We start from the raw sequence: 24,382 nt of genomic DNA, 5'->3' as shown, positions 1-24,382 counted from the left end.
GACCAGCGACAACGGACCGATCCGTCCGTTGCGTAACGAAACGGTCACGGCCCGCGCCGGTGCGGCCCGGGAGCGGCAGGTCAGGCCTCGTCCGGCTCCGGCGTGAAGTCGATACCCGACTCCGTGCGCTGCAGTTCGGTGATCGGGGCAGGCGCCTCGGTGAGCGGGTCGACGCCGCCGCCGGACTTCGGGAACGCGATCACCTCACGGATCGAGTCCATCCCGGCGAGCAGCGCGGTGATCCGGTCCCAGCCGAACGCGATGCCGCCGTGCGGCGGGGCGCCAAACGCGAAGGCGTCGAGCAGGAAGCCGAACTTCTCCTCCGCCTCCTCGTGCGAGATACCCATCACCTTGAAGACGCGTTCCTGAATGTCCTTGCGGTGGATGCGGATCGACCCGCCGCCGATCTCATTGCCGTTGCAGACGATGTCGTAGGCGTAGGCCAGCGCCGAGCCGGGGTCGGTGTCGAAGGAGTCGATCGACTCCGGCTTCGGCGAGGTGAACGCGTGATGCACGGCGGTCCAGGCGCTGTAGCCGAGGGCAACGTCGCCGCCCGCGACGGCGTCGGAGGTGGGCTCGAACAGCGGCGCGTCGACGATCCACACGAACGCCCACTCGTTCGGGTCGATCAGGTCCTGCTTGCGGGCGATCTCGCCGCGGGCGGCGCCGAGCAGTCCCCGCATCGCCTTGGTGGCGCCTGCCGCGAAGAAGATGCAGTCGCCGGGCTGCGCGCCGACGTGCGCGGCGAGGCCCGCACGCTCGGCGTCGGTGAGGTTCTTCGCGACCGGACCGGTCAGCTCCCCGTCCTCGCCGATGAGCACGTAGGCCAGCCCCTTGGCGCCGCGCTGCTTCGCCCACTCCTGCCAGGCATCGAGCTGGCGCCGCGGCTGGCTCGCGCCGCCGGGCATCACCACCGCGCCGACATACTCGGCCTGGAACACCCGGAAGGTGGTGTCGGAGAAGAACTCCATGCACTCGACGAGTTCGATGCCGAACCGCAGGTCCGGCTTGTCGGAGCCGTAGCGGCGCATCGCCTCGGCGTAGGTCATCCGGGCGATCGGGGTGGTGATCTCGTGCCCGATCAGCTTCCACAGGTTGGTCAGGATCTCCTCCGCGAGGAGGATCACGTCGTCCTGGTTGACGAAGCTCATCTCGATGTCGAGCTGGGTGAACTCCGGCTGCCGGTCGGCGCGGAAGTCCTCGTCGCGGTAGCAGCGCGCGATCTGGTAGTACCGCTCGATGCCGCCGACCATCAGCAGCTGCTTGAACAGCTGCGGCGACTGCGGCAGCGCGTAGAAGTTGCCCGGCTGCAGGCGGGCGGGAACCAGGAAGTCGCGCGCACCCTCCGGGGTGGACCGGGTCAGGGTCGGGGTCTCGACCTCCACGAACTGGTGGTGGGCGAGCACCTCGCGGGCCGCCGCATTGACCTTCGACCGCAGCCGGATCGCGTGGGCCGGGCCCTCGCGACGCAGGTCCAGGTAGCGGTGCTTGAGGCGGGCCTCCTCGCCGGGCTGGTCGTCGAGCTGGAACGGCAGCGGGGCGCTCTCGTTGAGGACCTCGAGCTGCGTCGCATTGACCTCGATCGCGCCGGTCGGGATCTCGAAGTTCTGGTTGCCCTCGGGCCGGACCTCGACGGCACCGGTGACCTTCACGCAGTACTCGGCGCGCAGCCGGTGCGCCTGCTCGAGCACGTCATCGCTGCGGAAGACCACCTGCGCGACGCCGGACGCGTCCCGCAGGTCGATGAAGATGACGCCGCCGTGGTCGCGCCGCCGCGCTACCCAGCCGGTGAGGGTGACGGTCTGATCGGCCTGCTCGGCTCGCAACGAGCCGGCGAGATGGGTGCGCAGCACGGGGTTCCTTTCACGCGTCCAGCACGAGATGTCTGGGAGTGGTTGCCCTGTGATCCTACGGAGGTCCCGATCCGAAGACACAATGCGGCGGACCATCACGACCAGCAGCCTTCGTGCCAAGCTGATGCGCACGGATCGGACGCGGAGAGCGAGGGGTGGACGATGACCTTCAACGAGGGCGCGCGGATGGACGGTGGCCGGGTGCGGGTCGGCGGGGGCGGCGGCGGGCGCCGCGGCCCCGGCGGCAAGGTCGCGCTCGGCGGCGGTCTCGGCGGCATCGTGGTGCTGGTGCTGGCCCTGCTGCTCGGCGGCGACCCCGCAAGCCTGCTCGGCGGCGGGCAGTCCGGCACCGAACCGCAGCCCGGCGCCGCGGGCGGCACCCTGGAGAACTGCGAGACCGGCGCCGACGCCAACCGCGACGTGAACTGCCGCGTCGCGTTCACCGCAGCGAGCCTGGACTCGGTGTGGGGCGCGGAGCTCGAGGAGCAGACCGGGACCCGATACGTCGAGCCGGGCATCACCCTGTTCTCCGGCGCGATCAACACCGGCTGCGGCAACGCGACCAGCGACGTCGGGCCGTTCTACTGCCCGGCCGACTCGACCGGCTACTTCGACACCAGCTTCTTCCAGCTGCTCGTCGACCAATACGGCTCGTCGGGCGGACCCCTCGCGCAGGAGTACGTGGTCGCGCACGAGGTGGGCCACCACATCCAGAACCAGCTCGGCGACATCGGACGCGCCCAGGCCGACCCCCGCGGACCCGAGTCCGGCGCGGTGCGCACCGAGCTGCAGGCCGACTGCTACGCCGGGATCTGGGCGCACTACGCCGACAACCAGGCCGGCCCCGACGGCGGAGCACCGTTCCTGGAGCCGTTGAGCAAGAACGACATCCGGGATGCACTGTCCGCCGCGTCCTCGGTCGGCGACGACCGGATCCAGCGGGCGGCGACCGGCCGGGTGAACCCCGAGGGCTGGACCCACGGGTCCGCCGAACAGCGGCAGAAGTGGTTCCTCACCGGCTACCAGACCGGCCAGGTGTCGGACTGCAACACCTACGCCGCCCGCGACCTCGACAACCCGTCCGCGCTGACGGGCAGCTGACGAACGGCGCTACCGGGCGCCGCCGTCGACGCCGTGCGGGCCGTCACCGGTGAGCCCGGCCAGCGCCCGCGGCAGCGGGGCGCGGTGCAGGACGCCGAGCCGTTGGGTCGCTCGGGTGAGGGCGACGTACAGATCGGCCGCACCGCGGGGGCCGTCGGCGAGGATCCGTTCCGGAAGGACGACCAGCACCGCGTCGAACTCAAGACCCTTCGTCTGCGACGGCGGCACCGCACCGGGGACGCCGTCCGGCCCGATGACCACGCTCGTCCCCGCCCTTCCCGACTCGGCACGGACGAACTCGTCGATGGCGACCCCGAGGTCACCGTCCCCGTCGACCCGCCTGGCCCACGGCCGGACCCCGCACGCGCGCACCGATTCCGGCGGCACGACATCGGGCGCGAACTCACCGAGCAGCGCGCCCGCGACCGCCATGATCTCGGCCGGGGTGCGGTAGTTGACCGACAGCGGCCGGTACACCCACCGGCCCGGCACATATCGGTCGAACAGCGCGGCCCAGGACGACGCCCCGGCCGCCGATCGCCGTTGCGCCAGGTCGCCGACGACCGTGAACGACCGGCTCGGGCAGCGCCGCATCAGTACCCGCCAGTCCATCTCCGAGAGCTCCTGCGCCTCGTCGACCACCACGTGCCGGTAGGTCCAGTCCCGATCCGCCGCAGCGCGGTCCGCGAGGTCCCTGGTGTCCCGTTCGACGAAACGGTCCGCCAACTCTCCCGCGTCGAGCAGGTCGGTCGCAAACAGGTGATCGTCGTCGTCCATGTGGTCGGCGCGACCGACCATCAGATCGAGCACCCCCGCCGCGTAGGTCGCCGCCGCGTCGGCTTCGGCCCTCCGGCGCCGGTCGGCGGCCCGCTCCGCGGCCGGGTCGGTCCCGAGCAGGTCGACCAATTCGTCGAGCAGCGGCACGTCCGACACCGTCCAGGCGTCGCCTTCCTCCCGCAGCAACACCGGGTCCGCTCCCGCGGCAGCGAGCCGGCTCGGTGACGAATACAGCTGCGCCAGCAGTGTTTCCGGCGCGAGCATCGGCCACAGTTCGTCGAGCGCCGCGGTGAAGGCGGCGTGCTCCGCCAGCTCGGCGCGCAGGTCCGCGCGCAGCTGCTCCCATGCCTCACGGTCGGTCCGGCTCAGCCAGCCGCGACCGATCCGCCCGATCGCCCGCTCGGTGAGCACGTACGTGACGATGTCGGTGAAGATTGCGCGGGCGGCGTTGTGCGGCAGGCCGCTTCCCCGCGCCTCCTCCCTGGCCCACGCCGCGGTCTCGGCGTCGATGCGCACCGTCACGTCGGCGAGGTCGAGCGTCACGGGATCCTCCGGCAGTCGCTGCCGGTCGGCGATCGCCGCCGCGAGCACGTCCAGCATCCGCAGCGATCCCTTGATCCGGGCCGTCTCGGGCGGATCCACCGCGGTGACGTGCAGGCCCGGAACCAGGTCGCCGGTGGTCGTGAACACGACGTCGGTCTCCCCCAGCGACGGCAGCACCCGGTCGATGTGGGTCAGGAACGCCCGATTCGGCCCGACGACGAGGACGCCGTGGCGGGCGATCTGCTCCCGCTGCGTGTACAGCAGGTAGGCGACGCGGTGCAGGGCGACCACCGTCTTCCCGGTGCCGGGTCCGCCCTCGATGACGAGCACGCCGGGATGCTCGAGCCGGATGATCCGGTCCTGCTCGGCCTGGATCGTCGCCACGATGTCCCGCATGCCGTCGCCGCGGGGCGCGTTCACCGCCGCGAGCAGCGCATCATCGCCCGCCGCGTCGCCGTCCGGACTGCCGAGCACCTCGTCGGTGTACCCGACCACCGCACGGCCGCGTCCGTGGAACTGCCTGCGCCGCCGCATGCCCTCCGGGTGCGCACCGGTGGCGGTGTAGAAGGCACGCGACGCGGGCGCCCGCCAGTCGAGCAGCAGCGGTTCGCGATCGTTCGCGTCGTCGAGGAGGCCGATGCGGCCGATGTACGACCGCTCCCCGGAGATCGCGTCCAGCCGGCCGAAGCACAGCCCGCTGTCGGCGACGTTCAGGCGCGCCACCTCGGCTGCCAACGTCCGCACCGCAACGTCGCGCTCGACCAGGGTGCCGCCGTTCTCGGCGTCGACCGGGCTGCGCAGCGCGGCGCCGTGCCGTTGCTGCACCCGGGCCCGCTCCGCGTCCAGCCGCGCGTGCAATCCCGCAACGTAGTCCTGCTCGGACCGGAGTTCGTCCTCGTACCCGTGCTGTGACATGCGCCCCCTCGGCGTCGAGAAGTCCGCTGGTTGCGGCTTCGGCGGACGATTCTGCGCCGCACCCCGGGCCTTGCGGCAAGCCCCCGGGTGCGCTATAGGTTGAAGGTGGAAGCAGTCGTCCCCACGCTCGGCGTCAGGTCGAATCCGCGCCGTCCGGCCGCTCATGAACGAGTTCGTAACGGCGCCCGTAGGTTTCGACGATCGCCTGGATGACGGCGACCACTGGGACCGACACCAGCGCGCCGACGGCGCCGAACAGCGACGCCCCGACGATCACCGAGCCGAAGGCCACTGCCGGATGGATCGACACCGTCCTCGACGTGATCCGGGGATGCAGGAGGTAGTTCTCCACCTGCTGGTACGCGGTCCCGAACACCACCACCCACACCCCGTCCATCGGCTGCTGGGCCGCCGCGATGATCGCGGGCAACGCGATCGCCAGGTAGGTGCCGAGGGTCGGGATGAACTGGGAGACGACCCCCGTCCAGATCGCCAACGGCAGCCAGTAGGGCACCCCGATCAGCATCAGGAAGATCCCGGTGGCGACCGTGCTGACGGCGGCAAGGATCAGCCGCGACACCACGTAGCCGCCCGCCTTGTCGACCGAGATCGACCACACCGTGGAGATGATCTCCTGCTGCCGCGCCGGGAACCAACTGGAGATGGTCCGCCTCAGTTGCGGGCCCTCCGCGGACATGTAGAACACGAACAGCAGCAGAGTCAGTCCCTGGAACACGACGCCGACCAGCGACGACACCACCCCGAGGACGCTGGGGGTGTACTTCTGGGCGAGGTCCCGGACCGTCTCCGGGGTGATCTTGATCAGATCCTTGCCGGTCGCGAAGTCGGTTCCGAACGTGCGGTTGGCCCAGTCGGTCACCCGAGACAGCGCGTCGGGCAGCGCGGTCAGTAGCTGCGCCAACTGTTCAGCGAGGAGGGCACCGAAGACCGCGACGAATCCGATCGCGAACAGGATCACCGCGACCAGCACGATGCCGGTGCCCGCGCCGCGCCGCAGCCCCTTCCGTTCGAACCAGTCGACGACCGGTTCGATGGTGACGCTCGCGAGCCACGCCAGGAACAGCAGACCGAGGAATCCGCGCAGATTGTGGAACAGCCAGCCCGACATCTGATAGGCGGCGATCGCGAGGAGAACGTAGACGATCGCGAGCCGGAGCCAGCGGAGATTCGCCCGCCGACCCGCCGCACGGTCCTCGCTCATCGCACCCTCCGCCGTCGGATGGTTCGTGCCGGTGTCCGGAATCTACCCCGCGCTCAGAACAGTGTCAGCGCCTGCGCGCCAGCGCCGACCGGTTCCGGTGGCTGCGCGGCAGGCGCCGGCGGACGCGGGGCCGCGCCACCGAGTCCGTACCGCTCGACGAGGGGCGTCACCCGGTCTCGCAGCCATGCCCGATACTCGGGGGTGACGGTGGCGCCGCGCCCGTAGAGCTGCCGGTATCGGCGGATCAGCGCCGGATGGTGGTCGGCCACCCAGTTCAGGAACCACCCGCGAGTGCTGCCCCTCAGGTGCATCGGGATGACCGTGACACCGGTCGCGCCTGCCTCCGCGATCGCACCGAGCAGGCCGTCCAGGTGCGTGGTCGAGTCGGTGAGATACGGCATGACCGGCGCGACCATGACCGTGCAGTCGAAGCCCGCATCGGTGATCGCCCGGATCAGGTCGAGCCGGGCCCGCGGCGACGGGGTGCCCGGTTCGATCGCCCGCTGCAGGTCCGCGTCGCCGATTGCCAGCGACACCGCGAGTGAGGCCGGGACCTGACGGGCTGCGAGGGTGAGCAGTGGCAGGTCGCGCCGCAGCAGGGTGCCCTTGGTGAGGATCGAGAACGGTGTCCCCGACTCAGCGAGCGCGGTGATGACGCCGGGCATCAGCCGGTAGCGGCCCTCGGCGCGCTGGTAGGGGTCAGTATTGGTGCCGAGCGCGACCGGTTCCCCCTTCCAGGATCGGCGCGCGAGTTCGCGGCGCAGCACCGCGGCGACGTTGACCTTGACGACCAGCTGGGTGTCGAAGTCCGCACCCGCGTCGAGGTCGAGGTACTCGTGGGTCGGCCGGGCGAAGCAGTAGCGACACGCATGGGTGCAGCCGCGAAAGGTGTTGACGGTGAACCGGAACGGCAGTGGCGACCCGTCCGGCACCCGGTTCAGCGCGGACTTGCACAGGACCTCATGGAAGGTGACGCCGTCAAACTCGGGGGTCTGCACGCTGCGCACCAGCCCGGCCCGCGCCAGACCGGGGAGGGCGCCGTCCTCGACGTCCGATTCGACGGCCTCCAGCGTCTGTCCCTGCCACCGCATGACCCATAGTCGAACATTCGTTCTAGGTCGAGTCAAGCCTGGCAGGGAATTCGCTTCCCGGGCAGCTACGCGTACAGCAGCGCCTTCCGGTGGGTGATGCTCTCGATGTCGGCCGCGGTCGCATCGATCAGCTGATGCGACAGGTCCGCAAGCGCACGCGCGGTCGCGAGCTCGTCACCGATCGCGGGCACGTCGCGGTCGGCCGGGTTGAGCCGGGCCAAGCCGACGCCGACCAGGTCCGGCCTCCCCTCCGCGTGCAGCCGCGCCTTCGCGCGCGTCCGTCCGTCGTGCTCGTCGATCTCCATGGTCACCGACCACGTCTTCGCATCCATGATGGTCGCCTCCTCAACTCCCTCCCTCAACGATGGCAGCAGCGGGCAGCCACGTCGAGTGCCGGCCGGCGAGTAGCCACAGCCACCATCTCCGGGGCGCAGGATGGACCCATGATCACCGATCCGCCGGGGGCGCGAACAGCGCCGGGCGACTGCCTGTTCTGCGGGATCGCCGACGGCCGAATCGACGCGCACATCGTCCACCGGGACGCGGACACGGTGGCGTTCCTCGACCACAGGCCGGTATTCGCGGGCCACGTCCTGCTGGTGCCGCGCACCCACGTCCCGGTGCTGGCCGATCTGCCCGCCGACCTGATTTCGCCGGTGTTCACCGCCGCACAACGGCTGTCCGCGGCAATGGTCGCTGGCCTGGGCGCACAGGGATCGTTCGTCGCGATCAACAACACGGTGTCGCAGTCGGTGCCGCACCTGCACGTGCACATCGTGCCCCGCACCACGGGGGACGGCCTGCGCGGCTTCTTCTGGCCCCGAACGAGATATGTCGACCATGCCGAGGCGAGCGCCGTCGCGGACCGGATCAGAAGGGCACTCAGCTGACCACCATCGAGGGCGGCAGCGGGGCCACATGGTACGGCTGGCGAAGCAGCCTCGACCCGAGGCGCACCTCCCGCTACACTCGTACGCATGTTCGATTCGGGGGATTCGACACAGCGAGACTCGACACCGCGGGACGACGCGACACCGCGAGACTCGGCACCGGCGTCGGGGGTTCTGGCCGGCGTTCCCGAGGTCGAGTGGTCGGCGGTACTCCGCGAGCAGCACGCGGCGATCGCGCGGGCACAGTTCCTCGAGGTCGACGCCGTCGCCACCGTCTACCTGGCGCGGTGCGCGGCCGATGCGAAGCGGGGCTGCAATGACGCATTCCAGGGCGAGTTCGCCGCCGCGGAGGTCGGCCTGGTCTATCGGTGGACCGAGCCGACCGCGCACCGGGTGATCGGCCTCGGCGTCGACCTGCGTTGGCGACTGCACGCCACCTCAGCCGCATTCGCAGCGGGAGCCATCGACCAGGCCCGCGCGCAGACCATCTCCGACGCCCTCACCAACGTCTCCCTGGACCGGGTGGACCACATCGAGCGACTACTCCTCGATGGGTCGGACACCCTGAACACCACGAAGCTGCGGGCCAAGGCGCGCCGCCTGATCGCCCGCCACGATCCCGATGCGGCAACACGCCGCAGGCAGCAGGCCGAGGCCGATCGCGACATCCGGTTCCACGCCAATGAGGACGGGACGTGCACCGTCGACGGCACCCTCCCCGGCCCCGCCGGGCAGATCATCGCAATGCGACTGCGGTCGATGTGCTTCGACGTCTGCGCCGACGATCCCCGCAGCTTCGCGCAGCGCCGCGCCGACGCCCTACTCGCCCTCGCCACCGACAGTCCGTACCTAGACTGCCGCTGCGGCCGCACCGACTGCACCGCCGCCGGCCGAACGAGCAGCGAGTGCACCACACCGACGCATCACGCCGCAGCACCGTCGTTCACGGCGCGGCCGCTGCCCCCGACCACCGTCCATGTCGGCGTGAACCTGACCACCCTCCTCAGCCTCGACGATCTCCCCGGGTATCTGGCCGGGCACGGCTGGATCGACGCGGACCTCGCACGCGAGCTGTCCGCCGACGGCACCTGGCGGCGGGTCCTCACCCTGACCGACGCCGACCGCGAGGCGATCCTCGACGCCCTCTGCGGACACACCGGGACCGAACCGACGCCGGAACCCGCACCCGACCGCGGCGAGCCATTCCACCCGCCGGACACCCCTGCGCCCGAACCGGTTTCCGATGATGCCTGGCTCGCCCGCCGCCGCGCGGGCAGCCTCCCGCACGGTGCCGTCGTCGGGATCGGGCGCGCCCTGCGCGCCGCCGGAATCACCCCGACCGCGATTCGCGAACGCACCGCGCACCGCCGCGAGCAGCTGACCTATCGCCCCTCGGCGCGCCTCGCCGAGATCGTGCGGACCCGCGACGGCACCTGCCGGTTCCCCGGCTGCAGCGCCCGCGCCGCTACCTGCGACCTCGACCACACCGTCCCCTTCGACCATGCCGACCCCGGGCGCGGCGGCCGCACCGTCGAGCAGAACCTCGCCTGCCTGTGCCGGCGCCACCACCGCCTCAAGACGAGCGGACTCTGGACGGTTCGACAACTTGGCGGCGGCCGGCTCGAATGGACCGCCCCGACCGGGGAATTCGCGACCACGGACCCCGCGGGCGCCTTCAGCGACGACACCGCGACCGTGGGCGCCGCCGACCGCAACCTCGCCGAGTCGTACGGCCTGACCCTCACCGACCCGCTCACCCTCGACCGACTCTTCGACCCGCACCACGGCCGCGGGGTGGAGGCCGACCTCCGCTACGTCATCGACGCCCACCCGCGACCCGGCCCGTCCGTCGTCGTCCCGGCGACGCCGATCGAGGTCGACCTCACGGACCCGACCCGGCCCACCGCCCGCGAGGAGCCGGCACCGTTCTGACCCGACCAGCACCCAACACCCAACACCCAACACCCAACACTATTGACAACGCCTTGTCATATTGACAGTCTGTTGTCATGACTGACACCGTGCACGTCGCCCTCTACGACACGTTCGTCGACTGGGAGATCGGCTACGCCATCGACCACATCAACAATCCGGAATGGCAGAAGACCCCCGGCCGGTACGCCGTCGCCACCGTCGGCGCGACCACCGCACCGGTGACCTCCACCGGCGGCCTGCGGATGCTGCCCGACACCACCCTCGACGACCTCGACCCGCGCGGCAGCGCGATGCTGATCCTCGCGGGCAACAACATCTGGAACACCGACACGTTCACGCCGTTCGCGGAGAAGGCGGGCGAGTTCCTGCGGGCGGGCGTCCCCGTCGCGGCGATCTGCGGCGCAACGGGCGGCCTCGCCCTCGCCGGACTCCTCGACGAGCACGCCCACACCAGCAACGCGGCCGAATTCCTCGACGGCGTCGGCTACGCGGGCGGATCCCGCTACCGGGACGAACCCGCGGTCACCGACCGCGACCTGATCACCGCGTCGGGCACCGCACCGGTCCACTTCGCGCGGGAGATCTTCCGCCGCCTCGACCTGTACGAGCCCGACGTGCTCGACGCCTGGTTCGCCCTATACGGCCTGCGCGACCCGGCAGGCTTCTACGCGCTGGCCAACCGGTGACTGAGCTCCCCCACCAACAGCTCCTCAGTGGCCTCGCGCTGGCGTCGTTCCGCCTCAACGGGCAGTTCCTTGCCGTCGCCGAGGACCTGACGCGACCGGTCGGCCTCACCGCCGCCTGGTGGCAGGTCCTCGGCGCGGTACTGCCGCGGCCCCAGCCGGTGGCCGACATCGCCCGCGACATGGGCATCACCCGCCAGGCGGTGCAGCGGATCGCGAACCTGCTCGTGGACCGCGGTCTCGCCGAGTACCGGCCAAACCCGGCCCATCGCCGCGCCAAACTGGTGGCGGCCACCGAGGAGGGCCGCCGGGCGGTGCGCCGGATCGACCCGGCACACCGCGCATTCGCGCGGCGGCTGACGCGGGAGCTCGACCCGGACGAGCTGGCTAGCACACTCCAGGCAATGCACCGGCTGTCCGCGGTGCTCGACCGGCTCGCCGCGCCCGACGCGGTGGCGGACACGGCGGGACGGTCACCCGATTATGAGGCGTGAGCCGTGATGATGTAGCCGACACATCCCTTGGACGAGAGGCACATCCGTGAGCGACCCATCGAGTGCTCGCCCCGCACCCGTCCGCCACGCCGCCCCGAGCGACCGGTTCGGCAAACTTGTGGAGCGCCGCGACGGCAAGGACTTCCCCTACTACACCGGCGTCCCGGTCGGCTTCACCGTGCAGCAGTGGATCCTGCTGTGGATCTCGGTCGCCGTCGGGTTCGCTGCCCTGGTCACCCTCCCCCAGTCGACTCCCCTCGTCGCCCTGCTACCGCGGATCCTGTTCGTCGCGATCCCGCTGGGCACACTGGCGTACCTGGCTCGCGACCAGTGGAAGGCGCTGTTCCGGAAGGTGAACGGCGCCGACGTGCGCACGATGATCGGGTTCGCCGTCCTCAACCTGGTCGTCACCTCGATCCTCGCCCTGATCGTCAAGGCCCTGTTCGGGACCGCCGAGAATCCCGCCGTCGACGGCTCCGACGGCTGGGGCGCCCTCGACTACGTTGCGTTCTACGCGGGCACCGGCATCCAGCTGGTCGGCGAGGAACTGTTCACGATCATCCCGTTCCTCGCGCTGCTGTACTTCCTCGTCACGAAGGGGAAGCTGCCGCGCACGACGGCCATCGTGCTCGCGTGGCTGATCAGCGCGGTGTGGTTTGGAGCCGCGCACCTGCCGACCTACGACTGGAATTTCGCCCAAGCGCTCATCGTCATCGGCGGCGCCCGACTGGTGTTGACGCTGGCCTACATTCGCACCAAGAACTTGACGGTGTCGATCGGTGCCCACATCATCAACGACTGGGTTCTGTTCACGCAGTCACTGTTCTTCAGCACGGCGCTGATCGCGCTCTGACCCTGCCGCCGCCCACCGACGAGAGCTCGTGCGGCACACCGATCAGTCGGTGAGCCGCACGACCTCCTCGTCGGTGAGGATCGTCTGCGGGACGCGGTTCGCTTCCCTGGCGAGCTGCACGGCCCGGTACAGCGGCCGCTCCTCCAGGCCAGCCCCGCGGGCCTCGGCCCGCAGCTGCGCGATCAGCACCGTGGACATCGCGACCGCGGGCGCCAGCTCCCCCGACACCAGCCCGTCGGCCAGCGCGCGCAGCGGCAGCACCTCGAGCTCGCGGCCGCCGTCGGCGGTGTACAGCGCCAGCGGGACGGTGACCCGGCGGTCGCCGTCCCCTACCCGCAGCGCGACCTGTGACACCCGGCCGCTGCGCACCAGCAGTTCCGCGCTCACCGCCCGCGCGACGTCGACGGACACCGCGCGGAGACCGGAGTGGGCATGAATCACCGTGTCGGTCATCGATGTTCGGCGCCGGGTCGCGGCCAACGCGGACAGCGCGGTCGGAACACCGAGCAGCGACCCGACGAGGGCGCCGACGGCGACCGAGGTGAACACACCGACGATCGCACCGACCACCACCCCCAGCAGGAACGCGAACACCGCCAGCCGGCGCAGCCGCGGCGTGATCAGGCGCGCTGGCACCAGGTCCAGGTCGACCGACCCGCCGTCAGCTGCCGGCAAGGACCGAACCCACCTCGGCGACAACGGCATCGAGCGACACCTGACGCTGGTCCCCGGTCGCCAGGTCCTTGACGCCGATCACCCCATCCTCGATGTCCCGCTCGCCAAGGACGAGGGCAAGCTTCGCGCCGGAACGGTCCGCGGCCTTCATCGCGCCCTTGACGCCGCGCCCACCGTAGGCGAGGTCGACGCGGATGCCCGCGGACCTCAGCTGCGCGGCGATGACCACCAGCGTGCCCTTCGCCTCGGCGCCGAGGGGCACGCCGAACACCTCGCAGCGGGCGGGCGTCGCCGCCGTCTTGCCCTCCGCCTGCAACGCGAGGATCGTGCGGTCGACACCGAGTCCGAACCCGATGCCGGACAACGATTGTCCGCCGAGCTGCGCCATCAGGCCGTCGTAGCGTCCGCCGCCACCGATCCCGGACTGCGCGCCGAGGCCGTCGTGCACGAACTCGAACGTCGTCTTCGTGTAGTAGTCGAGTCCGCGCACCATCCGCGGGTTGATCGTGTACGGCACGCCCAGCGCGTCCAGGTGCGCCAGCACCTCGTCGAAGTGCGCCTTCGCCTCCTGCGACAGGTGGTCGAGCATCAGTGGTGCGTCGGCGGTCAGCTCCTTGATGTGCGGGCGCTTGTCGTCGAGGACCCGCAGCGGGTTGATCTCCGCGCGCCGCCGGGTGTCCTCGTCGAGGTCGAGCCCGAACAGGAACTCCTGCAGCAGCTCCCGATACTGCGGGCGGCAGGTGTCGTCGCCGAGCGAGGTGATCTCGAGCCGAAACCCGTCGAGCCCGAGCCCGCGGAAGCCGGCGTCGGCGATCGCGATCACCTCGGCGTCGAGGGCCGGGTCGTCGACACCGATCGCCTCGACCCCCACCTGCTGCAGCTGCCGGTAGCGGCCCGCCTGCGGGCGCTCGTACCGAAAGAAGGGGCCCGCGTAGCTCAGCTTCACCGGCAGCTGCCCGCGATCGAGTCCGTGCTCGATGACGGCGCGCATCACGCCCGCGGTGCCCTCCGGCCGCAACGTCACCGACCGGTCACCGCGGTCTGCGAAGGTGTACATCTCCTTGCTGACCACGTCGGTGGATTCGCCGACACCGCGCGCGAACAGGCCGGTGTCCTCGAAGATCGGCAGCTCGATGTGGCCGTACCCGGCGAGCCGGGCGGGCCGGGTCAGCCCGTCGCGGACGGCGACGAATTCCGCCGACACCGGCGGCACGTAGTCGGGGACGCCCTTGGGGGCAGAGAACGCGCTGTTACTGGACTTGCTCACGATGCCTACTTTTCCCTACCGCTACCCGGACAGTCCAACCAGAAACGGGTTCGACGCCCGCTCCTGCCCGATCGATGTCGCGCCGCCGTGGCCGGGGAGCACCGCGGTCGCGTCGTCGAGGATCAGCAGCTTGGCGGCGATCGACGCGAGCAGCTGCTCATGGTTGCCGCCGGGCAGGTCGGAGCGGCCGATCGACCCGGCGAACAGGGTGTCGCCGGTCAAGGCCAGCGGGACAACGCCGTGCTCGGTGCCGACCGTCGTGCGGAGCACCACCGAGCCCTGGGTGTGGCCGGGGGTGTGGTCGACGGTGATCGTGATGCCCGCGAGGTCGAGGACGTCGCCGTCCGCGAGGTCGATCACCTCGGACGGCTCCCGGAACTCGGCGTCCCCGATCATCGCGGACAGCGCTGCACCGGTGCCGCGCAGCGGGTCGGACAGCATGTAGCGGTCCTCGGGATGGATGTAGGCGGGAATCCCGAACTTCTCGCACACCGGCTGCACCGACCAGGTGTGGTCGAGGTGCCCGTGCGTGAGCAGCACCGCTGCGGGGGTCAGGGACTGCTCGCCGAGGAACTCGATCAGCGGTTCCGCCGCGTTCTGTCCGGGGTCGACGACGAGGCACTCGCTCGCGCCGTCCTGCGCGAGGATGTAGCAGTTCGTCTGGAAGGCGCCGGCCGGGAATCCGGTGACGAGCACGGCAATCGCTCCTCGAGGTGATGGGACAGGTCCGCCGCACAGCCTATGTGTTACGACAGCGGCGCCGTTTCACAGGTTCGGGTGGCAGACTCGGTCACCGACAAATTCGGCGCCGAAACCGGCGCCGCACGTGTGGGTCCAGATCCGGAGGTAGCCAGCAGTGCCAAGCAATGAGCAGCGTCGCCAGGCAGCGAAACGCAAGCTGGAGCGACAGCTCGAGCGACGGGCGGAGCGGGAACGCAAACGCAAGCGGATGACGATCGCGGTGTCCGTCCTCGGCGCCGTCGTCGTGGTCGCGGCGGGTGCGGTGGTGTTCGGGCTGACCCGCTCCGACGACTCCGTCGACACCGCCGCCGACGCCGGTCAGGAACCCACCGAGCAGCCAACGCCGGGCGCGCTGCCCACCGCCCGCGCGGAGGCGCTGCCCGCCACCGTCGACTGCACCTACATTCCCGACGGGCAGACCCCGGCGAAGCAGGCGACCGTGCCGAACGCGACGGCGGTCTCCGCCGAGGGCACCGTCACCGTGGACCTGGCCACCGACCAGGGGCCGATCGGCCTGAACCTGGATCGGGCGAAGGCGCCGTGCACGGTCAACAGCATGGTCTCGCTGGCGGAGCAGGGCTACTTCAACGACACCCCCTGCCACCGGCTGTCCACCGTCGGCCTGAAGATCCTGCAGTGCGGCGACCCGACCGGGCAGGGCACCGGCGGGCCGGGCTACGGCTTCGTCAACGAGTTCCCCACCGACCAGTACAGCCCGGAGGATCCGACGATCGACCAGCCGGTGACCTACCCGCGCGGCACGATCGCGATGGCCAACACCGGCCAGCCCGGCAGCAACGGCAGCCAGTTCTTCCTGGTGTACGACGACTCCCCGCTGCCGCCGATGTACACCGTCTTCGGCACCATCTCCGACGAGGGCCTCGCCACCGTCGAGAAGATCGCCGCCGCCGGTGACGACGGCTCGATGTCCGCGGGCGGCGGCAAGCCCAACACCCCCGTGCAGATCCAGACGGCTACGGTGGCCGCATGATGCGTACCCCGTTGATCCGCACCCTCGCCGCGACGGCCGGCGTCGGCCTCGCGCTGACCGCCGTCGCCTGCTCGTCCGACGACACCGGAACCGACGCCGCCGCGTCGACGACGTCGGCCGCGGCCCGGACGGCGCAGCCGGAGGTGGACATGTCGGTGTACCCGGCGCTGCCCGCGGTCCCGGCGGCGGCAGCGTCGACGGTGTCCTGCGAGTACCCGTCGACGTCGCGGCAGGCCGCGAAGCCGGTGCAGCCGCCCGCGACGACGGACGTCTCGACCGTGGGGACGGCCGCGGTCACCCTGACCACCTCGCAGGGCCCGATCGGGTTGACCCTGGACCGCGCGGAGGCCCCGTGCACGGTCAACTCGTTCGTGTCGCTCGCCGAGCAGGGCTACTTCGACGACACCCCGTGCCACCGGCTGGTCACCAGCCCCGGGCTGCAGGTGCTGCAGTGCGGCGACCCGACCGGGCAGGGCACCGGCGGACCCGGCTACGGCTTCGACAACGAGTACCCGACCACCGTGTACGGCGCGGACGACCCGGCCGGGCAGCAGCCGATGCGGTACCCCCGCGGCACGGTGGCGATGGCGAACTCCGGGCAGCCGGGCAGCAACGGCAGCCAGTTCTTCCTGGTGTACGCGGACTCGGTGCTGCCGCCGCAGTACACCGTCTTCGGCACCATCTCCGACGAGGGCCTCGCCACCGTCGAGAAGGTCGCCGCGGCCGGCGACGACGGGTCGATGTCCGCGGGCGGCGGCAAGCCGAACACCCCGGTGCAGATCGAGACGGCCACCGTCGGCTGAGTGACGCCGCGCGGCCTGAACCGAGCCGATCGCGTTCAGGCCGCGCTGGTCATCCGGTAAACGTCGTACACGCCCTCGACGTTGCGGACCACGTTGAGCACGTGCCCGAGGTGCTTCGGGTCGCCCATCTCGAAGGTGAACCGGCTGATCGCGACCCGGTCCCCCGAGGTGGTCACCGACGCCGACAGGATGTTCACCTTCTCGTCGGCGAGGGCCTTCGTCACGTCCGAGAGCAGCCGGTGCCGGTCGAGGGCCTCGATCTGGATCGCGACCAGGAACACCGACGACGCCGACGGCGCCCACTGCACCTCGATGATCCGCTCCGACTGCCCGCGCAGCGACGACGCGTTGGTGCAGTCGGTACGGTGCACGCTGACCGCGCCGCCGCGGGTGACGAACCCCATGATCTCGTCGCCGGGCACCGGGGTGCAGCACTTCGCGAGCTTCGCAACGGTGCCCTCCGCGCCGGGAACCAGGACACCGGAGTCGGTGCCGCGCCGCGGCCGCATCGGCATCGTCGACGGCGTGGACCGTTCGGCGAGTTCCTCCTCCACCGCGCCGACGCCGCCGAGCTGCGCGACGAGGCGCTGCACGACGTGCTGCGCGGAGACGTTGTGCTCGCCGACCGCCGTGTACAGCGCGGACACGTCGGCGTACCGCAGTTCATGCGCGATCGCGGTCATCGACTCGGCGCTGAGCAGCCGCTGCAGCGGCAGCCCGCCCCGCCGGACCTCCTTGGCGATGGCCTCCTTGCCCGCCTCGAGGGCCTCCTCCCTGCGTTCCTTCGCGAACCACTGCCGGATCTTCGCCTTCGCCCGCGGTGACACCACGAACGTCTGCCAATCCCGGCTCGGTCCGGCGTTCGTGGCCTTCGAGGTGAACACCTCGACGACCTCACCGTTCTCCAGGGTCCGTTCGAGCGCGACGAGGCGGCCGTTGACGCGGGCGCCAATGCACCGGTGCCCGACCTCGGTGTGCACCGCGTACGCGAAGTCGACCGGGGTCGACCCGGCGGGCAGCGTGATCACCTCGCCCTTCGGGGTGAAGACGAAGATCTCCTTGACCGCGAGGTCGTAGCGCAGCGATTCGAGGAACTCGCCCGGGTCGGCGGCCTCCCGCTGCCAGTCCAGCAGCTGACGCATCCACGCCATGTCGTCGACCTCGGCGGTGTCGGAGCCGTGCTTGCCGCGCGTCTCCTTGTACCGCCAGTGCGCGGCGATGCCGAACTCCGCGGTCCGGTGCATCTCGCGGGTGCGGATCTGCACCTCAAGGGGCTTGCCCTCCGGGCCGATGACGGTGGTGTGTAGCGACTGGTACACCCCGTACCTGGGCTGGGCGATGTAGTCCTTGAACCGGCCCGCCATCGGCTGCCACAGCGAGTGCACGACACCGACCGCCGCGTAGCAGTCCCGGATCTCGTCGCACAGGATCCGGACGCCGACCAGGTCGTGGATGTCGTCGAAGTCGCGGCCCTTGACGATCATCTTCTGGTAGATCGACCAGTAGTGCTTGGGCCTGCCCTCGACGGTCGCGCTGATCCGGGACGCGGACAGGGTCGCGTTGATCTCGGCCCGCACCTTCGCCAGATAGGTGTCCCGGGACGGCGCGCGGTCCGCGACCAGCCGCACGATCTCCTCGTACTTCTTCGGGTGCAGGATCGCGAAGGACAGGTCCTCCAGCTCCCACTTGACGGTCGCCATACCCAGCCGATGCGCAAGCGGCGCAATCACTTCCAGTGTTTCGCGAGCCTTGCGGGCCTGCTTCTCCGGCGGCAGGAACCGCATCGTGCGCATGTTGTGCAGGCGGTCGGCGACCTTGATCACCAGCACCCGCGGATCGCGGGCCATCGCGATGATCATCTTGCGGATGGTCTCCGCCTCGGCGGCGTGACCGAGCACCACCTTGTCCAGCTTGGTGACCCCGTCGACGAGGTGCGCGACCTCCTCCCCGAAGTCGCCGGTGAGCTGCTCGAGCGAGTAGCCGGTGTCCTCGACGGTGTCGTGCAGCAGCGCCGCGATCAAGGTGGTGGTGTCCATGCCGAGTTCGGCGAGGATCGTCGCGACGGCGAGCGGGTGGGTGATGTACGGGTCGCCGGACTTGCGCTTCTGGTGCGCGTGCCGTTCCTCGGCGACGTCGTAGGCGCGCTGCAGCGTGGCGAGGTTCGCCTTCGGGTACAGCTCGCGGTGGATCGCGACGAGCGGTTCGAGCACCGGCCTGATCGTGGTGTTGCGCTGTGCCGTGATCCGGCGGGCCAGCCGGGCCCGGACGCGACGCGACGCCGAGGTCGGAACCGCCTGCGCGGACGCGTCGTTCGGCGTCGTACCCCCGGACCCGGACCTGTCGAGGTTCTGCGTCACATCCGTCACCTCCCTACCGATTCGAACTGCTCACCCGCACCAACTTTAGCCCTCAGACCCGCAGCAACGAGGTCAGCGGGCGGTCCGGCAGGCGACCGCGTCCGCGAAGCCCCTCGATCTCGAGGACCACCGCGATCGCGACGACGACGGCACCCGCCGCCTCGAGAAGCTCCGCCGCGGCACCGAGGGTGCCGCCGGTCGCGAGGACGTCGTCGATCACCAGCACCCGGCGCCCGCGCAGGTCGATGCCGTCCGCCGGGATCTCCAGCGTCGCGGTGCCGTACTCGAGCCCGTAGGACTGCGACAGCACCGGCGGCGGCAGCTTGCCCGCCTTCCGGACCGCGAGCACCCCGGCGTCGAGTGCCCGGGCGACGCCTGCGCCGAGCAGGAAGCCGCGGGCGTCGATGCCGGCGACCAGGTCGACGCCGTCCGCGAGCGCGGCCATCGCATCGACCACGTCCCGGAACGCGGCGGCGTCGGCGAACACCGGGGTCAGGTCCGCGAACCGCACCCCTGGCTCGGGGAAGTCATCCACCCAGCGGATCAGGCGGGCGACGTCGGCGGACGCCAGGTCGGTTCGGTCGGTGCTCACCGGAGAAGTATCCACCGGTCCATGTTCCACCCGGCCCCGGCGACGGTCGCGTTCGGTACCGCCGCGTGCATCCCCGCGGCGATCGAGGTGGCGCGCGGCGCCGCGAACAGCGGGAGCGACGGCATCTCGGTCCACAGAATGTTCTCGGCCTCCGTGGTGAGGTTCAGCCGGCTGCCCTCGGCGGTGTCGACCGCCAACTGGTCGGCGATCTCGGTGACCCGGCCGTTGCGGAAGTCGCCGATGTTGGTGCCGTTCCCCGCCGCGAGCGAATACGCGGGCGGCACCACCGAGTCCAGTCCCGCCGCGCCCTGCGCGGACCCGGTCCCGCCGAGCACGGCGTCGACCTGTCCCGCGCCGAGCGCGCCCGGCGTGTAGTCCGGCGATCCCGCGTCCTCGACGGTGATCCCGGCAGGCGCGCACGCCGCGGCGACGTCGGCGACGATCTGCGCGCGGCGCGCATCCGGGGCGAGATAGCCGACCCGGACGGTGATCGGCCCCTGACCCGACGCCGCGAGGGCGGACCGCGCGGCGTCGACGTCGGGCTGCAGGTAGCGGTCTCCGACCACGCCCGCCGCGGTCGGATAGATCAGCATGTCCGGCTGCGCGATCCGCGAGTTCAGCACACCCGATCCCAGCCCGGACGCGATGTCGAAGCCGGGGTGGCCGTACTCGTCGAACAGGCTCTGCCGCGGCACGCACGACGCGAACGCGCGCCGCGCGTCCGCCGACCCGAACACCCCGCCGGTCGCGAGCACGAACTGCTCGCTGCTGCGCGACGGCGCGGTGGTCGTGGTGAAGCCGTCCCCCGGGGCCAGCCCGTCGATCGAGCCCGCGCCGACGTCGATCACGTCGAGTTCACCGGCGGACAGCCGCGCGGGAAGGTCGGAGTTCTTCGGCCACACCACGATCCGGTCGGTGCCCGGCTTGTTCCCCCACCACTTGTCGTTGGCGACGAGGACCACCTCGCCGTCCGGGCCGACCGAGTCCAACCGGTACGGCCCCGACGACGGGAACAGCGCCGGGTCCGCCGGTCCCGGGGTGAGGGCCCAGCCGGTGTTCCAGAATTCGGCGAGCCTGCCGATCGCTTCGGTGTCGCCGCCGTTGAGTGCGCCGACGACGTCGGGCACGTTCGCGACCCGTCCCGCCACGTGCGCGGGCATCAGTGCGGTCGCCCCGAACAGCCCGCGCCAGTCGGCGAACGCGCGGCCCGGCTTGAACACGACCGTCGCGTCCTTGCCGCCCGGCGCGCAGTCGACCCGGTCGATGTCCGCGTAGCCTGCCCGGCTTGCCGCGTGGAACTGCGGGTACCGTCCACTGCCCGCAGCCCAGGCCAACACCATGTCGTCGCAGGTCACCGGGACACCGTCGGAGTAGACGGCGTCCGGATTGATCCGGTAGGCGACGGTCAGGGTGTCGCCGGGCGCGGTCAGCATCGAGCCGACGTCACCGTCGGACAGGGCGGTGCCCTCCGGGCCGAGGTAGCTGAAGCCGGTCAGCACCCGCACGAACGCCTGCCGCGCACCGTCGGCGGCGCCGGCGACGGTGTTCGCGTTGTACGTGCTGACGACGTTGTCGACGGCATACCCGATCGAGGGGACCTGGTCCTCCTGCGTCGAACACGCGGCGCTGGCCCCGACCAGCGCGCAGGCGGCGGCCACCGCGATCCGGTTCCGGACGGCACTGCTGCGCATGTCGCTCTACCTCTTCTTGTCGCGCTTCCCGGTCGGCCGTGCACCCGGCCTCGGGGCAGCGCCGGTGGGCCGCGGCGTCGGCAGCACCCCGGTCGAGCCTGCCAGTGCCGCCCCCGAAACCGGGGCCGACCCGCCGGATCGTTCCGCCCGGCGCGCGTGCACCTTCCTGGTGTGCGCGGCAACCGGCCCCCACCGCTCCTTGATCGACACCAGCAGCGGCGTCGCGAAGAAGATCGACGAGAAGGCGCCGACCACGATGCCGACCAGCTGCACGACCGCGAGGTCCTTGAGCGTGCCGACGCCGAGCAGCCAGACCGCGACGACCAGCAGACCGATCACCGGCAGCACACTGATCACGGTGGTGTTGATCGAGCGCATCAGCGTCTGGTTGACGGCGAGGTTCGCCTGCTCCCCGTAGGTGCGGCGGGTGGTGTGCAGAACGCCCCGGGTGTTCTCCTCCACCTTGTCGAAGACGACGACGGTGTCGTACAGGGAGAAGCCGAGGATGGTGAGCAGGCCGATGACGGTCGCCGGGGTCACCTCAAGACCGATCAGCGAGTACACGCCCGCGGTGACCACCATGTCGAAGAACAGCGCGATGATCGCCGCGATCGCCATGTCCCGCTCGAATCGGATCGCGATGTAGATGCTGACGATCACCAGGAACACCAGCAGCGCGATCAGCGCCTTCTTGGTGATCTGGCTGCCCCAGGTCTCGCTGACGTCGGCGACGCTGATCGCGTTCTTGCTCGGTTCGCCGTTCTTGTCCTCCGGCTGGAAGGCGTCGAACAGGGCGTTCTGCAGTTCAACGGTCTGCCGCGCGTCGAGCGCGTCCGACCGGATCTGAATGGTGGCGCTGTCCCCGGCGCCGACGGTCTGCACCGACACCGGATCCTGGCCGAGCGCCTCCGAGTACACCGCCTCGACCTGTTCGGTCGTCGCCCCCGTCGCCGCCGGGAACTGGATGCGGGACCCGCCCTCGAAGTCGATGCCGAGCGAGAATCCGCGGAAGATCATGCTCAGCAGCGAGATGGCCACCACGGCGGCGACCAGTGCGTAGTAGACCCGGCGCTTGCCGACCACCTCGAACGCGCCGGTGCCGGTGTAGAGCCGGGACAGCAGACCGTGCCGGGGCAGGGTCGCCTCGTCGACGGCGCCGTCGGAGATGTCCGTGTTGTTGCTCATGTTCAGGACTCCTTCGCCTGCGAGGCGGCGACCGCCGTCTTACGTTCGCGTGCCACCTGGCTGACGGCACCGAGGCCGTTGACGCTCGGCTTCGACCAGAACGCCGACTTCGACGCCAGGTGCACCAGCGGATGGGTCACCAGGAACACCACGATGACGTCGAGGATGGTCGTCAGGCCGAGGGTGAACGCGAAGCCGCGCACCTGACCGACGGCGAGCACGTACAGCACCGCCGCCGCGATGAAGCTGACCGCGTTGCCGGACAGGATGGTCCTGCGGGCCCGTGCCCAGCCGCGCGGCACCGCGGACCGGAAGCTGCGACCCTCCCGGATCTCGTCCTTGATGCGTTCGAAGTAGACGACGAACGAGTCGGCCGTCATGCCGATGCCGATGATCAGACCGGCGATGCCCGCGAGGTCGAGGGTGAACCCGATGTAGCGGCCGAGCAGCACCATGATCGCGTAGACCAGCAGCCCGGACAGGACCAGCGACAGCGCGGTCAGGATGCCGAGCATGCGGTAGTAGATCAGGCAGTACAGCAGCACCAGGATCAGACCGATCGCGCCCGCGATCAGGCCGGCCTGCAGCGAGGCCAGTCCGAGGGTCGCCGACACCGTCTCGGCCTCCGACGCCTGGAACGAGAGCGGCAGCGAACCGTACTTGAGGGTGTTCGCGAGTTCCTTCGCGGTGGTTGCGGTGAAATCACCGGTGATCGAGGTGGCGCTGCCCGCCGGGGTCGCGCCCTGCACGACGGGTGCGCTGACGACCTTCGAGTCGAGGGTGAACGCGGCCTGCTTGCCGATGTTGGCCGCGGTGAACTGCGCCCAGGTGGAGCTGCCACCGGACTTGAAGGTGAGGCTGACCTCGTGCCGGGCCTGCTGGGTGTTGAACTGCGAGGTGGCGTCCGAGATCTCCTGGCCGTCGATGATGCTCGGGCCGAGCAGGTACACGGTGGTGCCGTCGGTGGAGCAGGCGACCAGCGGCAGCGCCGGGTCGTCGTTGCCCTGCAGCGGGTCGGCGGCGGAGCAGTCCAGCGACGCCATCGCCTGCTGCTGCACGGCCGGGTCGGTGCTCTGCCGGGTCGCCTTCGCTGCCGCGATCTCCGCGGCGGCCTCGTCGGCCTCGTCCGCGACCGGGGTCTCGGCGGCGGGTGCCGGCGCCTCGGGCTCCGGGGTGTCCGTCGCGGGGACGTCGGGCTCCTGCGCGGGGAACGGGCGGTTCTGCGGGGCCGGGACATCGGTGGCCGGGTCATCGGTGGCCGGAGCGGGCGCCGGGGCCGGGGACTCCGCCGCGGGGGCCTGACCGGACTGCGCCTGGGTGTTCGCCGACACCTGCGAACCGAGCACCGGGCGGATGTACAGGCGGGCCGTCTGACCGAGCGTGCGGGCCTGGGCGCTGTCGTCACCGGGCACCGTGATCACCAGGTTGTCACCGTCGATGACCACCTCGGAGCCGGAAACACCGAGCCCGTTGACGCGGGTCTCGATGATCTCCTGGGCCCGCCGCAGGCTGTCCTGGCTCGGCGTGCTGCCGTCCGGGGTGCGTGCGGTGAGGGTGACCCGGGTCCCGCCCTGCAGGTCGATGCCGAGCTTCGGGGTCGGGGACTTGTCCCCGGTGAAGAAGACGAGCGCATACAGCACGGCGACGATCAGCCCGAAGATCACGAGCGAACGCGCAGGCCGGACGGCTCCGCTGGGTGATGCCACGATCCGTAGTTCTCCTA

At 70.8% G+C, this 24,382-nt stretch carries 21 protein-coding genes; 8 read left to right on the top strand and 13 right to left on the bottom strand.

Annotated features, from left to right (window positions below):
• Nucleotides 1-80: 80 nt before the first annotated feature.
• On the bottom strand, nt 81-1,853 hold the full coding sequence (aspS, locus tag ACFWQG_RS03815; RefSeq protein ID WP_378506252.1) for an aspartate--tRNA ligase: 1,773 nt from the start codon (nt 1,851-1,853) through the stop codon (nt 81-83).
• Between the two features lie 162 nt (nt 1,854-2,015).
• Between aspS and ACFWQG_RS03810 the strand changes: the two genes are divergently transcribed.
• Entirely contained in the window at nt 2,016-2,954 is a 939-nt protein-coding gene (locus ACFWQG_RS03810) for a neutral zinc metallopeptidase (protein WP_378506251.1), read from the top strand.
• A 9-nt stretch (nt 2,955-2,963) separates the two neighbouring features.
• Here the strand turns inward: ACFWQG_RS03810 and helR are convergent, their stop codons facing one another.
• The 4 genes from helR to ACFWQG_RS03790 form a co-directional block, all read right to left on the bottom strand.
• Complete coding sequence (gene helR, locus ACFWQG_RS03805) at nt 2,964-5,189, bottom strand: RNA polymerase recycling motor ATPase HelR (protein WP_378506250.1); 2,226 nt, start codon at nt 5,187-5,189, stop codon at nt 2,964-2,966.
• 133 nt (nt 5,190-5,322) lie between these two features.
• Complete coding sequence (locus ACFWQG_RS03800; protein ID WP_378506249.1) at nt 5,323-6,411, bottom strand: AI-2E family transporter; 1,089 nt, start codon at nt 6,409-6,411, stop codon at nt 5,323-5,325.
• Nucleotides 6,412-6,464: 53 nt separating this feature from the next.
• Nucleotides 6,465-7,502: an Rv2578c family radical SAM protein gene (locus ACFWQG_RS03795; RefSeq protein ID WP_378506248.1), complete on the bottom strand. Its 1,038-nt coding sequence runs from the start codon at nt 7,500-7,502 to the stop codon at nt 6,465-6,467.
• Nucleotides 7,503-7,567: 65 nt separating this feature from the next.
• Entirely contained in the window at nt 7,568-7,834 is a 267-nt protein-coding gene (locus tag ACFWQG_RS03790) for a DUF1876 domain-containing protein (RefSeq protein ID WP_378506247.1), read from the bottom strand.
• Between the two features lie 111 nt (nt 7,835-7,945).
• Here ACFWQG_RS03790 and ACFWQG_RS03785 point away from each other — a divergent pair, with 111 nt between their 5' ends.
• The 5 genes from ACFWQG_RS03785 (at nt 7,946) to ACFWQG_RS03765 (ending at nt 12,357) form a co-directional block, all read left to right on the top strand.
• Complete coding sequence (locus ACFWQG_RS03785; RefSeq protein WP_378506246.1) at nt 7,946-8,392, top strand: HIT family protein; 447 nt, start codon at nt 7,946-7,948, stop codon at nt 8,390-8,392.
• Between the two features lie 87 nt (nt 8,393-8,479).
• Entirely contained in the window at nt 8,480-10,324 is a 1,845-nt protein-coding gene (locus ACFWQG_RS03780; RefSeq protein WP_378506245.1) for a DUF222 domain-containing protein, read from the top strand.
• A 77-nt stretch (nt 10,325-10,401) separates the two neighbouring features.
• Nucleotides 10,402-11,013: a DJ-1/PfpI family protein gene (locus tag ACFWQG_RS03775; RefSeq protein WP_378506244.1), complete on the top strand. Its 612-nt coding sequence runs from the start codon at nt 10,402-10,404 to the stop codon at nt 11,011-11,013.
• Entirely contained in the window at nt 11,010-11,504 is a 495-nt protein-coding gene (locus tag ACFWQG_RS03770; RefSeq protein ID WP_378506243.1) for a MarR family winged helix-turn-helix transcriptional regulator, read from the top strand. The genes ACFWQG_RS03775 and ACFWQG_RS03770 overlap by 4 nt, the downstream gene beginning before the upstream one ends.
• Before the next feature lie 46 nt (nt 11,505-11,550).
• Complete coding sequence (locus tag ACFWQG_RS03765) at nt 11,551-12,357, top strand: CPBP family intramembrane glutamic endopeptidase (RefSeq protein WP_378506242.1); 807 nt, start codon at nt 11,551-11,553, stop codon at nt 12,355-12,357.
• 42 nt (nt 12,358-12,399) lie between these two features.
• Here ACFWQG_RS03765 and ACFWQG_RS03760 read toward each other — a convergent pair whose 3' ends face one another.
• From ACFWQG_RS03760 to ACFWQG_RS03750, 3 genes are read right to left on the bottom strand one after another with little or no spacing between them, the layout of a single operon-like run.
• The gene (locus tag ACFWQG_RS03760) at nt 12,400-13,032 is read right to left on the bottom strand and encodes a hypothetical protein (RefSeq protein WP_378506241.1); all 633 of its coding nucleotides are present in this window, start codon (nt 13,030-13,032) and stop codon (nt 12,400-12,402) included.
• Nucleotides 13,019-14,299 carry a histidine--tRNA ligase gene (gene hisS, locus ACFWQG_RS03755; RefSeq protein WP_378506240.1) on the bottom strand — a complete coding sequence of 427 codons (1,281 nt, stop codon included), beginning with the start codon at nt 14,297-14,299 and terminating at the stop codon, nt 13,019-13,021. The genes ACFWQG_RS03760 and hisS overlap by 14 nt, the downstream gene beginning before the upstream one ends.
• Nucleotides 14,300-14,320: 21 nt before the next feature.
• Nucleotides 14,321-14,995: an MBL fold metallo-hydrolase gene (locus ACFWQG_RS03750; RefSeq protein ID WP_378506239.1), complete on the bottom strand. Its 675-nt coding sequence runs from the start codon at nt 14,993-14,995 to the stop codon at nt 14,321-14,323.
• Nucleotides 14,996-15,155: 160 nt separating this feature from the next.
• Between ACFWQG_RS03750 and ACFWQG_RS03745 the strand changes: the two genes are divergently transcribed.
• Both ACFWQG_RS03745 and ACFWQG_RS03740 read left to right on the top strand, forming a co-directional pair.
• Nucleotides 15,156-16,031 carry a peptidylprolyl isomerase gene (locus ACFWQG_RS03745; RefSeq protein ID WP_378506238.1) on the top strand — a complete coding sequence of 292 codons (876 nt, stop codon included), beginning with the start codon at nt 15,156-15,158 and terminating at the stop codon, nt 16,029-16,031.
• Nucleotides 16,028-16,834, top strand: coding sequence for a peptidylprolyl isomerase (locus ACFWQG_RS03740; RefSeq protein WP_378506237.1), 807 nt, complete (start codon nt 16,028-16,030; stop codon nt 16,832-16,834). Before ACFWQG_RS03745 ends, ACFWQG_RS03740 begins: the two co-directional genes overlap by 4 nt.
• 35 nt (nt 16,835-16,869) lie before the next feature.
• On the opposite strand, the gene ACFWQG_RS03735 is transcribed toward ACFWQG_RS03740, so the two are convergent.
• From ACFWQG_RS03735 to secD, 5 genes are read right to left on the bottom strand one after another with little or no spacing between them, the layout of a single operon-like run.
• A complete protein-coding gene (locus ACFWQG_RS03735) occupies nt 16,870-19,191 on the bottom strand; it encodes a RelA/SpoT family protein (protein WP_378506236.1) in 2,322 nt (773 codons plus the stop codon).
• A gap of 52 nt (nt 19,192-19,243) precedes the next feature.
• The gene (locus ACFWQG_RS03730; RefSeq protein ID WP_378506235.1) at nt 19,244-19,783 is read right to left on the bottom strand and encodes an adenine phosphoribosyltransferase; all 540 of its coding nucleotides are present in this window, start codon (nt 19,781-19,783) and stop codon (nt 19,244-19,246) included.
• A complete protein-coding gene (locus ACFWQG_RS03725; protein WP_378506234.1) occupies nt 19,780-21,474 on the bottom strand; it encodes an ABC transporter substrate-binding protein in 1,695 nt (564 codons plus the stop codon). Before ACFWQG_RS03725 ends, ACFWQG_RS03730 begins: the two co-directional genes overlap by 4 nt.
• Nucleotides 21,475-21,480: 6 nt before the next feature.
• Complete coding sequence (gene secF / locus ACFWQG_RS03720; protein WP_378506233.1) at nt 21,481-22,659, bottom strand: protein translocase subunit SecF; 1,179 nt, start codon at nt 22,657-22,659, stop codon at nt 21,481-21,483.
• 2 nt (nt 22,660-22,661) lie between these two features.
• Nucleotides 22,662-24,365, bottom strand: a complete 1,704-nt coding sequence (secD, locus tag ACFWQG_RS03715) for a protein translocase subunit SecD (RefSeq protein WP_378506232.1) — start codon at nt 24,363-24,365, stop codon at nt 22,662-22,664.
• Nucleotides 24,366-24,382: the final 17 nt, after the last annotated feature.

The organism is Rhodococcus sp. NPDC058532, assembly GCF_042719255.1.
Classification (GTDB): Bacteria; Actinomycetota; Actinomycetes; order Mycobacteriales; family Mycobacteriaceae; genus Rhodococcus_G.
Note: the sequence above shows the minus strand (reverse complement) of the source record. Positions and strands in the feature narration are given on the sequence as shown.